Below are 15,467 nucleotides of genomic sequence, written 5' to 3'. Positions count from 1 at the left end.
AGCTTAATATTAAAAATAAATTCTCTGTATTTTAACTTTAGATTAACGATACATTTGTTATTTAATTTACTGAGGACTTCATTTTTATAGTATGTTACAATGAGTAGACAGATTTATGCATGGGAGGAAAGAGAGAATGTTATCGATTGTAATTCCTTGTTATAACGAAGAGGAATCCATACCTATTTTCTTTAATGAGGTAGAAAAAATCAGTCAGCAGATCAAGCATGATGTGGAATACGTGTTTGTCAATGATGGCTCAAAGGATAATACACTATCTTGTTTACGAGATTTACATAAGCAATACCCGAATAAAGTAAGGTACTTATCTTTTTCAAGGAATTTTGGGAAGGAAGCAGGCTTGTATGCTGGTCTTCAGGCAGCTAAAGGAGACTTGGTTACCGTAATGGATGCTGATTTGCAGGACCCGCCGGAGCTGCTGCCGCAAATGATTGAACTCATTGAAACTGAGGACATTGATTGTGTGGGAACTAGACGGACAACAAGAGACGGTGAGCCTGCCATTCGCAGCTTTTTTGCGCAGATGTTTTATAAGCTGATCAACAAGATTGGTGAGACTGAGATGGTTGACGGCGCTAGGGACTTTCGGCTGATGACACGACAAATGGTTGACAGTATTCTTGAATTGACGGAGTATAATCGCTTCTCAAAAGGGATCTTCAGCTGGGTAGGCTATAATACGAAGTATTTATCCTACGAAAACCGAGAGCGTGTTGCTGGAGAAACGTCATGGTCCTTTTGGAGTTTATTTAGTTATTCCTTAGATGGTATTATCAATTTTTCAGAAGCACCATTGAATTTCGCATCATATATAGGTGCATTATCCTGTGTGGGCTCTGTAATTGCAATGATGGTGATCTTTTTTAGAACAGTCATGTATGGAGATCCTACAAGTGGTTGGCCTTCAATGGTTTGTATTTTTCTTTTTGTTGGCGGTTTACAGCTGCTGTGCCTGGGGATCATTGGGAAATACATTGGAAAGATATTTATGGAAACGAAAAAACGGCCAGTTTATCTGGTCAAGGAAACAGAAAAAGACAATGTTTAAATGAGCGCTTGGTGTGAAAAACATCAGGAGAGTTCATGTTGATTATTTCAAAAGAAGGTTTTGACAAAAGTGTTTAGCTTCAAGAGATAAGAAGAATAATCCGAAAATTACCAAGAAAGACTATTCAGGAAATGAATAGTCTTTCTTGGCATCTACTCGGAGCTTTCGGTATTTTTAGAATTATTCGGCTTATTTCCAAAGGGACTGTTTTTGTGTCTACGGTTTTCACTAGGCTCCGAACCTTGAGGCATGGAGGAGCTTTGGATAGCATTTATTTAGTTTTAAGGAGGCTGAGCAGACTAATGTCATCAGTCCTTTTTTTAATATCCTCTATCTAGGTCAACTTGATTCTTTTTTAGTTGTTGTTCATGGATGAACCCATCCAGATTAGCAAGAAAGATGGCGGTCAGTTTCTCTTTGAACCCATCGGTTATCCCGGAAATGTGTGGAGTGATCAAGACATTATCCATATCCCATAAGGGAGAATCTGCTGGTAAAGGTTCTTCTTCAAAAACATCCAATGCCGCAAATCTGATTTGACCATTTTCTAATGCCTGAATCAAATCATCGGTTTTAACGGAAGGACCGCGTCCAACATTAACAAAGATGCTTCCTTTTTTCATTGACTGAAAGACTTCTTCATTATACAGATAATAGGTTTCATCTGTTAATGGAAGGATGTTGACAATGATATCCATGTCCTTGATGATACGGTTCATATTTTTTTGTGAGTAGCATTCCAAAAATCCTGGAGAAGGATGCCCGCTTGAATTGATCCCGTAGGTTTTTATCTTCAACCCTTGGGCGAAAGAAGCCAGCTGTTGGCCGATTTTTCCAGTCCCTACAATTAATAGGTTTTGTCCAGAGAGCTGGCGATAGTCAAAGGAGGGGTCCTTCCATTGCCGCTCCTTTTGCGAGACTGCGGCCCTTAGTACTCCTCGACCTTCAGCTAATAGAATACCTAAAACATGCTCGGTGATGGAAATTGTATGGATGCCGCTTCCGTTTGAAAGCAAAATATTCTTCTCCTTGAATGAAGCCAGATCGTAAGAATCGACTCCGGCAGAAATCGATTGGACCCATTTCAGCTTGCTGTCAGGATTTTTCAACAAGCGTGGACCTATTTCTTTATCCCAACCTAACATGATCACGATATCTTCTTCGTGAAAAGCATTGGTTGAGTCGCTCGCTTCAATGATTTGATAATCATCAGCAGCTGCTTTGATCTGTTCTATCTGATCTGGCTTGAGGCTTTCTTTTAGAAAGATAATTGGTTTTCCCATGTAAATGCACTCCTTCTTTTCTGCTATTTGCGGACGAGTTGGCTAAGTGTACCAGTGTTTCTTAATCACTTGCAGGAAAAAGCGTATTGAATGGCGACCGGCTAGTCGTTGAGAAATAGCATTACTATAACAAGTGTAACAAAAAAGCAGTGAAACAAAAAAGATTGAGACTCGCTTAAAAGCGGTGCCTCAATCTATGATTTAAATTTGTTCGCCTCTAGCGTAAGCTTCGGCCAAAAGATCAACTTCCTTTTTCAGCTCAGCAACCATGATTTCTTCTGGAACAGTTCGAATGATTTTGCCTTTTTTGAACAGCATTCCTTTTCCTTGTCCACCGGCAATACCGATATCGGCTTCCCGGGCTTCCCCAGGACCGTTGACTGCACATCCTAATACAGCTACTTTGATTGGTGCCTTGATTTTTTCGATGTACTCTTCGATCTCATTTGCGATAGGGATCAAATCGATTTCGATCCGTCCGCATGTTGGACAAGAAATCAGAGATGCTGCATTACTGGCTAAGCCAAATGCCTTCAGCACTTCTTTAGCTACTTTGATTTCTTCTACAGGGTCTGCAGATAAAGAGACACGACAAGTATTGCCGATTCCTCTTGATAATAAGGCGCCTAAGCCGGCTGCAGATTTGATTCCGCCGGAAAATTTTGTTCCAGCTTCTGTGATCCCTAAATGCAACGGGTAGTTAAAACTTTCAGCAGCCAATGCATAAGCCTCAATAGCCAAGTCAACATCACTTGCTTTTAAGGAAACGATAATGTCGTAAAAATCCAAATCTTCAAGAATTTTTATATGTTCTAATGCACTGGCTACCATTGCTTCAGCTGTTGGGTAACCATATTGTTGAAGGAATTTCTTTTCCAGTGAGCCGGCATTGACACCGATCCTGATGGGAATTCCTTTTTCTTTACAAGCCGTGACTACTTTTTCAACACGGTCTTTTCGTCCGATATTTCCAGGGTTGATTCTTATTTTATCCACACCTTGTTCGATGGCTTTTAGGGCCAGACGATAGTCAAAGTGAATATCTGCAACTAATGGAATGTGGATTTGTTCTTTGATTGCGCGAAGAGCATTGGCAGCTTCCTCATCAGGTACTGCAACACGAACGATCTGGCAGCCAGCTTCTTCCAGTTCGAGAATTTGGGCAACTGTTTCTTCAACATGATGTGTCTTTGTCGTGCACATGCTTTGAATGAAAAGTTCATTACTTCCGCCGATAGTCAGTCCGCCTACATTTACAGGACGAGTGTCTCTTCGATGGGTTATCTTGCTCATGGGTATAGTTCTCTCCTTTGCGATTAAAAGGTGATGTCCATTACATTCCAATCACTAAAGCGATTAGAGTAAAGGTTCCCTTTGTCATTTTGCTTCAATACCGATACTTTTTAGTCAGTAGTCGTAAATCATGGCATAGTCGGTATCGCTGTGTTTTTACGGGGCTGTGACATAAGTATGCCGTAAGCCTTTGGAAACGAGTAAACGGTGTTTTAGAAGCAGAAATTTCATGTGTTGTGCTCGGAACGCAGCGCTTCTATCACAGCCTCTTTTTGTCTGTCAGTCAGAAGATATTTGCTTCAGCTTATTTAAAACAGCTATCTTTAAAAATGCAATTGTTCAGTCTCAATGCTCAATAACCTATACTACCATATTCCGAGAAAAGAAGAACCAAAAAAATGTTTAAAATTGTGCTAAGCCTCTGATTGAATGGGGATGATGGTGCAGATGCTCTTATTGTGAGGATGAGGAGGGAAAGGTGAGAAATAGATGGGAATAAAAGGTAAAAATTATAGGCAGTTATTTTGAAGGTTCCCTTCAAGTCTGGTATTCTAAGTATGTATAGAATTTAAAACACGATTTTGGAGGAGATTTACAATGACTTACACTTTACCTGATTTACCTTATGCTTATGACGCATTAGAACCTTACATTGATTCAGAAACAATGCATTTACATCATGACAAGCACCACAACACGTATGTAACAAATTTAAATGCAGCGATTGAAAAGCATCCTGAGCTTGGCGAAAAAACAGTCGAAGAGCTGATTGCTGATATAGACAGCATTCCGGAAGATATCCGCACGGCAGTAAGAAACAACGGCGGCGGACATGCAAACCATTCATTCTTTTGGGCTATCATGGGACCAAATGGCGGCGGCGAACCAACAGGGGATATCAAAGCAGCAATCGATGAAGCATTTGGAAGCTTCGACAATCTAAAAGAAGAATTTAAAACAGCTGCAACTGGTCGTTTCGGCTCTGGTTGGGCATGGTTGGTTGTGAATAACGGCAAGCTTGAAATTACATCAACAGCAAATCAAGATTCTCCATTAATGGAAGGGAAAACACCTGTATTGGGCTTGGATGTATGGGAACATGCATACTACTTGAAATATAAAAATGTTCGTCCAGACTATATTTCTGCATTTTGGAATGTTGTTAACTGGGATACAGTAAACAAATATTTCAATAAAGTTAAATAATTTGTATAAAAAAAGAGGGGTTCAGTAAAAATAGCTGTTCTCTTCTTTTTTTTTGTGGCATACTAGTACTTAGAGTGTCGTTTAGAAAGAAGGGTTTCTTGAATGGATATAAAGCTGCAAAAAGTGCATGGTTCCGAGAATGATTTTTTTATCTTGGATGAGACGTTGCTTGCAGAACCGTTAACTCAAATAGAGATCGATAAACTACGCAAAAGCCTATGTAATCGCCAATCTGGTCTGTTGGAGGGAGCCGATGGAATCCTCCTTGTTGAACAGACAGATGAGGGCAGTGCTTTGGCAAAAATGCGTGTAATCAATAGCGATGGTACTGAGGCAAGTATGTGCGGAAATGGTTTGCGAACTGTAGCAAGATATTTGTCTGAAAAACACGACAAAGAGTTTTTTACAGTGGAAACGATGTTTGCGGATTTAAAAGTGAGAAAAACTGTAGAATTTTCAGATAAAGTACCTGCTTATCAGGTAGAGATTTCTCCGGTTAGCTTCGATAAGGAAGCCGTCTCAATGAATTACTCCGAAGAAACAATCATCAACGAAGAGATTCCGGCATTATCTGAAACGCTGAAGTTTTCAGTAGTTGCAGTACCGAATCCGCATTTGATTGCTTTTGTTGACCACGAGGGGTTGATGAATGGAGAGCTGGAGCGGATTGCAGGGTATGTTAATGGAGAAAATCCGCTGTTTCCTGATGGAATCAATGTCAGTTTTGTAGAGATACTAGGAGAGAATGAGCTGTTTGTTCGAACGTATGAACGAGGTGTGGGCTTAACTAGTGCTTGCGGCACCGCAATGTGTGCCAGCAGCTTGATGTACACATTATTGTACACAAAGCGATTTTATGAGAAAATCACTGTTCGTAATGTAGGCGGATTGGTTCAAACCGTAGTTCATGAGACCGGAGACGGCGGCTATTGGATGGAGCTGATTGGAAATGCGACAGTTACACATACGATTCAAGGATCGATCGCAGAGCTTATGGCTGGGAACTTTACTGCCCTTGTGATTGAAGAAACAGAGGAACAGACGGCATATACTGAATTTCTCAAACAGCAAGCTGGAGGAGTTCGTCAGCAGTTTGAATGAGCTATAAACTATTTAAAGCAAGGAATCATATCAGGAGGTAACAATGGAAGAGACAATAGGTTTACAAGAAATAACTAGAATTTTGAAGAAACGGTTTGCATTATTGATTTTTTGCATGATTCTTGGAATTAGTGCAGCAGGTGTAATGACCTTTTTTGTTATCACGCCTAGATACAGTTCTCAGGCACAATTGATTGTAAGATTGCCGCAAAGCGAGACAGCGAATGTCAATGATATCAATGCCAATTTACAGATGATCAGTACATATAAGGATTTAATCACCAGTGATACAGTTTTAAGTGCCGTACAGCAGAGAATGAAGGACGAGTATGGTCAAGATATCGGCACTGGTACCTTACGAGGCAGTTTGTCTGTAAAACAATCGCAGAACTCGCAGATGTTCTCCATCAGCTCAACGACGACTGATCCGATTTTATCTGAGCGCATTGCCAACCAAACGACAGCTGTTTTTCAGGAAACGGCTCAACAGACACTGAGTGTAGATAAAATCACAGTAATTTCTAATGCATCTGCCAATATGTCTGCTGTTTCACCAAACAATAAGATGAACTTGATGCTGGGATTTGCCGGCGGCTTAATGTTAGGAGTGCTGCTTGCCTTCGTATTGGAGCTGTTTGACCGCTCACTGAAAAACGAAGAGTTTATTTCCGAAGAATTGGAACTTCCGATTCTTGGTGCAGTACCTAATATGACTGCCAAGGAATTAAACGTGAAAATCACACGAACACCGAGTGAAATGTCAGAGATGGCTGAACATCACGAGGAAGAAGCACCAGCTGATGAACATGCGCCTTTACGCAGAACCAGAACTAGATTATAGGAGATAAAGAGGATGCCAAAATATTTGAAAAATCAAGAGAGCGATAAAGGGGTCAGCCTGATCACTTTAGCCGATAAAGCATCACCCGTATCAGAACAATACCGTACGATTCGGACAAATATTCAATATTCAATGGTCGATTATGATTTACGTACATTAGTAATCACTTCTTCAGGTCCGGGAGAAGGTAAGTCAACGACAGCTGCTAATCTGGCGGTTGTTTTTGCGAATTCAGGAAAGAAAGTGCTGCTTGTAGATGCGGACTTGAGAAAACCGACAGTAGCAAGAACCTTCAGCCTGTCTAACACTAATGGACTTAGCAGTATCTTAGGGAATCGACAAATCTATTTAGATCAGGCGATTCAGGATTCCGGAGTGGATAATTTAAGTGTCCTTACCAGTGGTCCGAAACCACCGAATCCCTCAGAGCTTTTGGGCTCTCAGAGAATGGAACGATTAATTGAAGAATTAGGTAAGAGATACGATTTGATCATCTTTGATATGCCGCCGGTTGTAACGGTGACTGATGCACAGATCCTGTCTTCAAAGGTAAATGGAACGATCCTTGTGGTTCGTGAAGGGGTCTCAAAAAGAGAATCATTGAAAAAAGCTAAAAGTCTCCTTGAATATGTTGGAGCAAATGTGTTAGGTGTTGTCTATAATGGTGCAAAAAACCTTATAGATCAAAATTACTATTATGGATAATTAATCAGGTATGGAGGATTTGTGATGATCGATTTACATTGTCATATTTTACCGAATGTAGATGATGGGGCTCAAAACGTAGAAGAAGCTATTTTAATGGCAGAATCAGCTGTAGCTCAAGGAATCGAGCATATTCTTTGCACCCCTCATCATAATAATGGCAGATACAGCAATCCGGCAGCTGAGGTTATTCTAAAGGTTCAGGAGCTGCAGGGATTGCTGGATAGAAGAAATATCCCCTTGAATTTGTATGAGGGACAAGAGGTTCGAATCAGTGAAGATCTGGTGGAAAAGGTCTTGGCTGGAGAAATCCTTTTTGCAGATTTGAACAATACGTATGTTTTGATCGAATTTCCTTTTGAAGAGATTCCATCTTATGCAGAGCAGGTACTGTTCCAGTTGATTCAAATGGGCCATCGTCCAATCATTGTGCATCCTGAAAGAAATCGTGGATTTATCGATGATCCGAATCGGCTGATTCCTTTTATCGAAATGGGGAGTTTGGCACAGGTTACCGCTCCTAGCTATGTAGGAGTCTTTGGTAAAGAAATCGAGACAACCGCAAAAGAGCTGGTGGCAAGCAATTTGGTTCACATGATTGCTTCAGATGCACATAATACAGCTCGACGAAATTTCTTTATGAAACGAGCGTTTGAATCAATTATACAAGATCATGGAAAAAGAAAAGCAACGGCATTGGAATTCTGTGCACGGGATGTGCTGAATGGGGATGAAACAGAAATCCTACCGTTTAAGGAAGTTAAAAGGAAGAAATTCCGATTGTTTTAGAAAGAGTGGCTAATGGTATGTCGAGAAGGCAAAAATTATTCGTGCTGCTGATGTTGGATGCTATAATCATCATTGGGGCAAATATATTTTCTTATTTTTATATGGTTCCATATATTCATGTTTCAACCGATTTTGTTGTACAAACAATTATTTTACAATTAGTATTTTACATAGTTTTTGGGTTTGTTTTTAAGATCTTTACACGGATCAACCGTTTTACGAACCTCAGAGAGATGATCGCTATCTTTTCTGCAACAAGTATCACGGTACTATTGGAAGGAGTCATTCTGTTTTCAGATAGTCGTCGCTTTTTATTGCTGACGTACTTACTGTCGACTTTTTTGATTATCTCCAGTCGTCTGGTCTGGCGCTTGATTGTGGAATGGCGTAATGGAAAACGCTACGGGCATGTCAAGGCAAAGAAGACATTGATCATTGGTGCAGGAGAAGCTGGTCGTATTTTGCTCTCCAGTCTGAGTACTTCAACCACAAGTGATATTCAGGTAGTAGGGTTTATTGATGATGCATTAGATAAGCAGAGAATGTATCTGGGTGGAGTAAAGGTTTTGGGGAACACACAGCAGATTCCGGAGCTTGTTGAAAAACATGGAATTGAAATGCTGACTATCGCGATTCCTTCTCTCAAAAGAGAGGAGCTTCAGCGGATTTTGGACATCATAACCCCTCTTGGTTTGCCTGTAAATGCGATGCCGGCATTAGAAGAAGTAGCTTCGGGAAATATCACCATTTCTCGTTTGAAGCAGATTGATGTTGTTGATTTACTTGGAAGAGAAGAAGTACGTCTGGATGTTGATCAGTTGAAGGATCAATTGACAAATAAAGTCATTCTGGTAACAGGTGCTGGCGGTTCGATTGGCTCGGAAATATGCCGTCAGCTGGTCCACTTTAATCCTAAGCAGCTGCTTTTAGTTGGTCATGGGGAGAATTCAATCTACCTGATTCATCGAGAGCTGATGGAGAAATACGGCAACAGAGTAATCGATCTTGTCCCAATCATTGCAGATATTCAGGATAAGAAGCGCATAGTCGAAATCATGAAGCAATATCAACCGGATATTGTCTATCATGCAGCGGCGCATAAGCATGTTCCTTTAATGGAGTATAACCCAGAAGAGGCTGTGAAAAATAATGTGTTCGGTACTAAGAATGTCGCTGAGGCTGCTAAAGAACAGAATGTTGAAAGTTTTGTGATGATATCTACAGACAAAGCGGTCAATCCTCCGAATGTGATGGGGGCAACAAAACGTATTGCCGAGATGATCGTAACGGGTATGAATGAAGACGGCAAGACGAAGTTTTGTGCTGTTCGTTTTGGTAATGTATTAGGGAGCCGCGGCAGTGTGATCCCAGTATTTGAAGAACAAATTCGTCAAGGTGGACCAGTAACAATCACTGATTTTCGAATGACTCGCTATTTCATGACTATCCCGGAAGCAAGCCGTCTGGTCATTCAGGCTGGGGCTCTTGCAAGAGGTGGAGAAATCTTCATCTTAGATATGGGAGAACCTGTTCGAATTTATGATTTGGCTAAGAATATGATTCAATTATGCGGTTATCAGGAAGGCGAAATCGAGATTATTGAAACTGGTATCCGACCAGGTGAGAAGCTATATGAAGAATTATTGGTAAGTAAGGAAAAGAATTCTAAGCAAGTGTTTGATAAAATTTTTATAGGCAACGTGAATGGATTTTCAATTGGAGAAATCATGAATTTTGTTGACCATCTGTCTGAAAACACAGAAGAAATGAGTCGGGAACTGGTAAGATTTGCAAATGACTCAAGTAAATAGGAGAAAAGAAAATGTATAGAAACTGGATAAAAAGGGGCTTAGGGTTTATCCTTTCATTGAGCGGATTGATTGTTCTGTCTCCGGTATTTTTGCTGGTTATTATTGCTATTAAATTGGAGTCAGAAGGACCAATCGTTTTTGTTCAAAAACGTGTTGGAAAGGGAAAGAAATATTTCAATATCTACAAGTTCCGTACGATGAGAATCGATACACCAAAAGAAATGCCCACACATCTACTGGAGAATCCAGATTATTTCATTACTCGAGTTGGCAAGCTGTTGCGCAAGACAAGTCTGGATGAATTGCCGCAGTTAGTCAATATTTTAAAAGGGGACATGGCAGTAATTGGCCCTCGTCCGGCTTTATGGAATCAATATGATTTAATTGAAGAACGAGATAAATATGGTGCAAATGATATACGACCAGGCTTGACTGGCTGGGCACAGATAAATGGAAGAGATGAGTTGGAAATTCCTGTGAAAGCGAAGCTTGACGGCGAATATGTCACTAAGCTGTCGTTGTTTATGGATATAAAATGCTTTTTTGGAACCATTGTTTCAGTCTTTAAGTCTGAAGGTGTCGTAGAAGGCAATCAGTCATTGGACTCTCATAAAGATGGAGGGAAAATGAAATGAAGAAAATCTTGATTGCTGGTAAGAGCAGTTATGTGGGGACTTCGTTTGAAGAATGGATGAAGCAGCATAGTAGTGAATATAAAATCGATACAATCGATTTGAAGGATGCTTCTTGGAAAGAGCATGACTTTTCTTCTTATGACTCGATCCTTCACTTAGCGGCGATTGTTCATAGAAACGAAACAGAGGACTCTTTGTACTATAAAGTGAATCGTGATTTAGCATACGAGACAGCATTGAAGGCAAAAGAAGCTGGAGTAAAGCAGTTTATCTTTTTCAGCACAGTGTCTGTATACGGCTTGAACGAAGGGCTGATTACAGCAACCACACCCTACATTCCTCAAAATGCCTATGGAAAATCAAAATATGAAGCAGAGAAATTACTAAGCGAGCTAGAGGATGAACAGTTCAGACTGGTGATTCTACGCCCTCCTATGGTCTATGGAAAGAACTCTCCTGGAAATTATTTGCGGTTAAGAAAGCTGGCTTTGCATTGGGGATTATTCCCAAAAGTAGAGAATAGCAGAAGCATGATTTATATTGGTAATTTATGCTCGTTTCTTCAATTAGTTATTGAGCAACAGTTGACGGGTCTATTTCACCCGCAAAATACTGAGTTTGTGAATACGAATGAGATGATTAGACAGATAAGAAAAAATCATGGCAAGGGCACTGCTTTTGCATTTAAATGGTTAGGGAGTCTTGTTGTGGAGAAACTGTCTATCAGTGTGCTGAAAAAAGTTTATGGTGACTTAAAGATTGATAAAGAAATCAGTTCATTCTCTTTAGACTATAATGCATTCAGCTTTAGTGAAAGTATTCATTTATCAGAAAACGGGAAGGAATAACATGAAGATAAATTCTTTGGAAAATGTGAGCCAAAATGATTTAAGAGAATTACAACTGAAAGAACTAGAGATATTGATTCATTTAAGAGACATTTGTTTAGAGAATGACTTATCGCTTTTTTTAGCCGGCGGGTCGATGATTGGGGCTGTACGAAACCAAGGATTTATCCCATGGGATGATGATGTCGATTGCTTTATGCTGAGAAAAGACTATGAAAAATTGACAAACGAATGGGATAAATTGAACCAGAATGAGAAATATTCATTATGTAGAACCAATCAAACAGAAAATTACCATCATACGGCGATGACTGTAAAGGATAATACAACGACATTCATTAACAGTCATAGTGTGGATAATGATATAAATCACGGAATCAGTATTGATATAATCCCTATTGATGTTGTGCCAAGGGGCCGTTTTAGCAGAATAAAGCAAATTCTTGCTGCTATGACCTTTTCTGTCTATAACGCACAAAGGGTGCCTAATAATAAGGGCGGATTCCTTAAAGTAGCGACAAAGCTTTTATTAGTTGTGATTCCTGGACAGCGCCTGCGCTATAAAATATGGAAAAAAGCAGAGTCGATGATGTCACAATGGAGTTGGGATGAAGGAGATTATTTGGTAGAGCTTGTCACAGGTCCGAAAGCCATTCTAAGGAAACTGGAGAAAAGATGGTTTGCCAAGTCTGAGATGGTTCTCTTTGAACAAGAACAGATGCCTGTTCCTATTGGTTATAAGGAATATTTGGCGCTGATTTTTGGTGATTACATGACAGAGCCTCCGAAAAGCGAACAAGTGCCTAAGCATGACATCGTTTGTGTGGATACAGAAACCTCTTATACAGCATACAAAGGAAAATATTATAAAGTGAAAGAAGGTGGGCATCTATGAACGTTGCCTTGATTTTTGCCGGTGGAGTTGGCTCAAGAATGAAGAATGATTCACTTCCAAAGCAGTTTTTAGAGTTAGATGGAAAGCCGATTATCATACATACTCTTGATGTTTTTGAAAACAATCCCAATATTGATGCAATCGTTGTTGTTTGTAAGGCAGAATGGCTTGATTACATGAATGAGCTGCTGCAAAAGTTTGAGTTGAAAAAAGTGTTTGCAGTTATAGCTGGAGGAGCAACAGCTTTGGATTCACAGTATCAAGGGCTTTTGGCAATTGACCAACAGTTCCCACAAGAAGAAGTCATTGTGTTGATCCATGATGGTGTTAGACCAATCATAGATGATAATACGATCAATAACAATATTGAGCTTGTAAAATTAGAAGGAGCCGCAATCACAGTTAGTCCGGCAATAGAAACAGTGACTTACATCGCCGATGAAAAACTGGATGAGATTTTTGACAGAGAAAAATGTCGTCTTGCTAAAGCCCCTCAAAGCTTTTTACTTAAGAATATTTTGAAGGCTCATAAGACATCTATCGATGAAGAGAAGAGAGATTTTATTGATTCTGCTTCGTTGATGAAGTATTATGGCTTCAGTTTAGGCATTGTCGAAGGAGAAACAGAGAACATCAAAATAACGACTCCTTCAGATTATTACCTATTCAAAACAATCTATGAAATGAAAAAAGAGTACAATTTCAACGACGGAGGCAAATAATGACTTTGGATCCTATATTTCATAAAGATATTATTGATTCGATAGAAGAAATGAAGGAATTGATGCCCAATTTCAAAGACAAAACTTTTTTTGTCACAGGAGCAACGGGATTGGTGGGCTATCAATTCATCATGACACTTGTTTATATGAATGAATATTTTAAGACGAACTGTAAAATTATTGGACATGCCAGAAATAAAGAAAAATTTGATGCGCTCTATGAAGAATACCAAAATCAAGGGATTCTAGGTGTTTTTCAAGATATTACAGAGCCGATTCATTTTGATGGCACGGTAGATTATGTTCTTCATACTGCTGCGACAACACAATCAAAGCTGATCATCAATAATCCCGCCAAGACCTTCTACGACATGATCGATGGCACTCGAGCAGTGTTAGAGTTCACCAAGGAGAAGGGGGCTAAGGTAATCTTCACTTCTTCAATGGAGGCATATGGAAGATATGATGAATTTACTGAAGTAACTGAAAAGGATCTGGGGTATTTGGATGTAACAAATCCGAGAAACGTTTACCCGGAAGGCAAGAGAGCGAGTGAGATGATTGCTTTTGCTTATGGTAAAGAAGCATCTCTTGATGTGATTGTTGCTCGTCTAGCTCAAACATTTGGTTCAGGCGTTTCGACTCTTGAAAATCGTTTCTTTGCACAGCTTGCAAAAAATGTTATCAACGGACAGGATATCGTCTTGAAAACGGATGGAGAATCAGTTGCTAATTATTGTGACATTCGAGATGTTGTTCAGGCATTCATGTACCTATTTGTAAAAGGGGAACGAAATAACATTTATAACATCTCCAATCCGAAATCTACAATGAGAATAAAGGAAGTAGCCTCTTTAGTAGCTGAAAGGATCACTGGAAATCAGATCCAAGTAGTTTATGAAATTGAAGATTTACAGAAATCAGGTTTCGCAGAGAAAACACAGATAAAGCTGAATGTTGACAAGATAGTGAAATTAGGTTGGAAACCGCAGCGTTCTCTGGAAGCTTCCTTCCATTCTTTGATTGATAGTTTCAAAGAAAGAGAAGAGGGGATACAGGCATGAACAAGCTGTTGGGACAAATAAAAAAACTCAAATTGAGAGATATTCGTCCATTGTTTTTACTGGTGATAATGTTTATCCCCGGAAAGATATACAAAATGATCAACAGGGATGTATGGGTGATCACAGAGTATGAGAACAATGCAAGGGATAATGGTTACTGGCTTTTCAAATATATTAGAGAGCATGATCCTAATCGCAAAGTGTTCTATCCCATCAATCTTGAATGCAGCGACTTTGAGCGAATCAAACCATTAGGAAACTATATAAAATTCGGCGGAGTAAAGCATTATCTGCTTTTTTGGGGTTGTAATAAGTTTATCGGTACAACGAAATATTATGGTTTCCCATATGGAAGAATTTGTGAAGACTTAGTTCAATGGAATTTCCATGGATTTAAAAATGTTTTTCTCAATCATGGTGTTGCCAGAGGTTATTCATCCATTGTTGACGGTAGAGAAACAAATTATGATATGATAGTAACGATGTCTGAAAAGGAAAAAGAAATCATGCTCGCTGAGAATTATCAGGTGGCAGACAGAATAAAGGTGATAGGCTTTTGTCGCTGTGATACCTTGAAGAGCCATGATGGAAAGAAGAATAAAATTCTTGTTATGCCTACGTGGCGCAACTGGCTGGACTTCAGGCTAGAGGTAGACCCTGATAAAAAACGAGAAGTTACAGACAAATTTTTAGAATCAACCTACTATAAAAGATTTTTTTCTTTGATCAATAGTGAGGAATTGATAAGCTTTTTAGAGTCCAACGACTTAGAGCTGATTCTTTACTTACATAATTACGCACAGATATACAGTCAATATTTTCACTCGACCAGTGATAGAATCACTATTGCTTTTCAGAAGGATTACTTCATTCAAGATTTGTTAAGAGAAACGAGTTTGTTGATTACAGATTATTCCAGTGTTAATTATGATTTTTGTTATATGAAAAAACCAATGATTTATTATCAGTTTGATCAAGCAGAATTTACTGAAAAGCAGTATTCTGAAAGTAAGTATTTTACTTATGAAGAGGATGGTTTTGGACCAGTTACTGAGAATGAGCAGGATCTGCTTCGTGAAATGCAGAAGGCTTATTCAGCAAATTGGCAGGTTGACAAGAAATACTTAGATCGTATTGATGATTTTTTTGAATTTTTTGATGAGCATAACTGTGAAAGAAACTATAAAGAAATTTTGAATTTATGA

At 39.3% G+C, this 15,467-nt stretch carries 15 protein-coding genes; 13 read left to right on the top strand and 2 right to left on the bottom strand.

Translation table 11 applies throughout. The features are described 5' to 3' along the window. Nucleotides 1-136: 136 nt before the first annotated feature. Nucleotides 137-1,069, top strand: coding sequence for a glycosyltransferase family 2 protein (locus I6N96_RS08720; RefSeq protein ID WP_209557194.1), 933 nt, complete (start codon nt 137-139; stop codon nt 1,067-1,069). A 320-nt stretch (nt 1,070-1,389) separates the two neighbouring features. On the opposite strand, the gene I6N96_RS08715 is transcribed toward I6N96_RS08720, so the two are convergent. Together I6N96_RS08715 and ispG are read right to left on the bottom strand one after the other, a co-directional pair. Beyond that, nucleotides 1,390-2,352 carry a phosphoglycerate dehydrogenase gene (locus I6N96_RS08715; RefSeq protein ID WP_209557193.1) on the bottom strand — a complete coding sequence of 321 codons (963 nt, stop codon included), beginning with the start codon at nt 2,350-2,352 and terminating at the stop codon, nt 1,390-1,392. A gap of 201 nt (nt 2,353-2,553) precedes the next feature. Then, nucleotides 2,554-3,645 carry a flavodoxin-dependent (E)-4-hydroxy-3-methylbut-2-enyl-diphosphate synthase gene (ispG, locus tag I6N96_RS08710; RefSeq protein WP_209557192.1) on the bottom strand — a complete coding sequence of 364 codons (1,092 nt, stop codon included), beginning with the start codon at nt 3,643-3,645 and terminating at the stop codon, nt 2,554-2,556. Between the two features lie 597 nt (nt 3,646-4,242). Here ispG and I6N96_RS08705 point away from each other — a divergent pair. The 12 genes from I6N96_RS08705 to I6N96_RS08650 all read left to right on the top strand — a co-directional run bounded on the left by I6N96_RS08705 (nt 4,243) and on the right by I6N96_RS08650 (nt 15,467). Continuing rightward, nucleotides 4,243-4,851 (top strand): superoxide dismutase, encoded by a 609-nt coding sequence (locus I6N96_RS08705; protein ID WP_209557191.1) that lies wholly within the window; start codon nt 4,243-4,245, stop codon nt 4,849-4,851. Between the two features lie 102 nt (nt 4,852-4,953). Beyond that, nucleotides 4,954-5,952, top strand: a complete 999-nt coding sequence (dapF, locus tag I6N96_RS08700) for a diaminopimelate epimerase (protein WP_209557190.1) — start codon at nt 4,954-4,956, stop codon at nt 5,950-5,952. Between the two features lie 43 nt (nt 5,953-5,995). After that, nucleotides 5,996-6,793 (top strand): YveK family protein, encoded by a 798-nt coding sequence (locus I6N96_RS08695; protein ID WP_209557189.1) that lies wholly within the window; start codon nt 5,996-5,998, stop codon nt 6,791-6,793. Between the two features lie 12 nt (nt 6,794-6,805). Then, nucleotides 6,806-7,498, top strand: a complete 693-nt coding sequence (locus tag I6N96_RS08690) for a CpsD/CapB family tyrosine-protein kinase (protein WP_209557188.1) — start codon at nt 6,806-6,808, stop codon at nt 7,496-7,498. 24 nt (nt 7,499-7,522) lie between these two features. Beyond that, nucleotides 7,523-8,287: a tyrosine-protein phosphatase gene (locus I6N96_RS08685; RefSeq protein WP_209557187.1), complete on the top strand. Its 765-nt coding sequence runs from the start codon at nt 7,523-7,525 to the stop codon at nt 8,285-8,287. Nucleotides 8,288-8,304: 17 nt separating this feature from the next. Further along, on the top strand, nt 8,305-10,098 hold the full coding sequence (locus I6N96_RS08680; protein ID WP_209557186.1) for a polysaccharide biosynthesis protein: 1,794 nt from the start codon (nt 8,305-8,307) through the stop codon (nt 10,096-10,098). A gap of 11 nt (nt 10,099-10,109) precedes the next feature. Further along, nucleotides 10,110-10,733 carry a sugar transferase gene (locus I6N96_RS08675; RefSeq protein WP_209557185.1) on the top strand — a complete coding sequence of 208 codons (624 nt, stop codon included), beginning with the start codon at nt 10,110-10,112 and terminating at the stop codon, nt 10,731-10,733. Continuing rightward, nucleotides 10,730-11,581: an NAD-dependent epimerase/dehydratase family protein gene (locus I6N96_RS08670; protein WP_209557184.1), complete on the top strand. Its 852-nt coding sequence runs from the start codon at nt 10,730-10,732 to the stop codon at nt 11,579-11,581. The genes I6N96_RS08675 and I6N96_RS08670 overlap by 4 nt, the downstream gene beginning before the upstream one ends. 1 nt (nt 11,582) lies before the next feature. Beyond that, nucleotides 11,583-12,476, top strand: coding sequence for a LicD family protein (locus I6N96_RS08665; RefSeq protein ID WP_209557183.1), 894 nt, complete (start codon nt 11,583-11,585; stop codon nt 12,474-12,476). Further along, nucleotides 12,473-13,198: an IspD/TarI family cytidylyltransferase gene (locus tag I6N96_RS08660; protein WP_209557182.1), complete on the top strand. Its 726-nt coding sequence runs from the start codon at nt 12,473-12,475 to the stop codon at nt 13,196-13,198. Before I6N96_RS08665 ends, I6N96_RS08660 begins: the two co-directional genes overlap by 4 nt. After that, nucleotides 13,198-14,262: an NAD-dependent epimerase/dehydratase family protein gene (locus tag I6N96_RS08655; protein WP_209557181.1), complete on the top strand. Its 1,065-nt coding sequence runs from the start codon at nt 13,198-13,200 to the stop codon at nt 14,260-14,262. The genes I6N96_RS08660 and I6N96_RS08655 overlap by 1 nt, the downstream gene beginning before the upstream one ends. Further along, on the top strand, nt 14,259-15,467 hold the full coding sequence (locus I6N96_RS08650) for a CDP-glycerol glycerophosphotransferase family protein (RefSeq protein WP_209557180.1): 1,209 nt from the start codon (nt 14,259-14,261) through the stop codon (nt 15,465-15,467). Before I6N96_RS08655 ends, I6N96_RS08650 begins: the two co-directional genes overlap by 4 nt.

Source organism: Enterococcus larvae, from assembly GCF_017830045.1.
In the GTDB taxonomy this organism is placed as follows: domain Bacteria; phylum Bacillota; class Bacilli; order Lactobacillales; family Enterococcaceae; genus Enterococcus_L; species Enterococcus_L larvae.
Note: the sequence above shows the minus strand (reverse complement) of the source record. Positions and strands in the feature narration are given on the sequence as shown.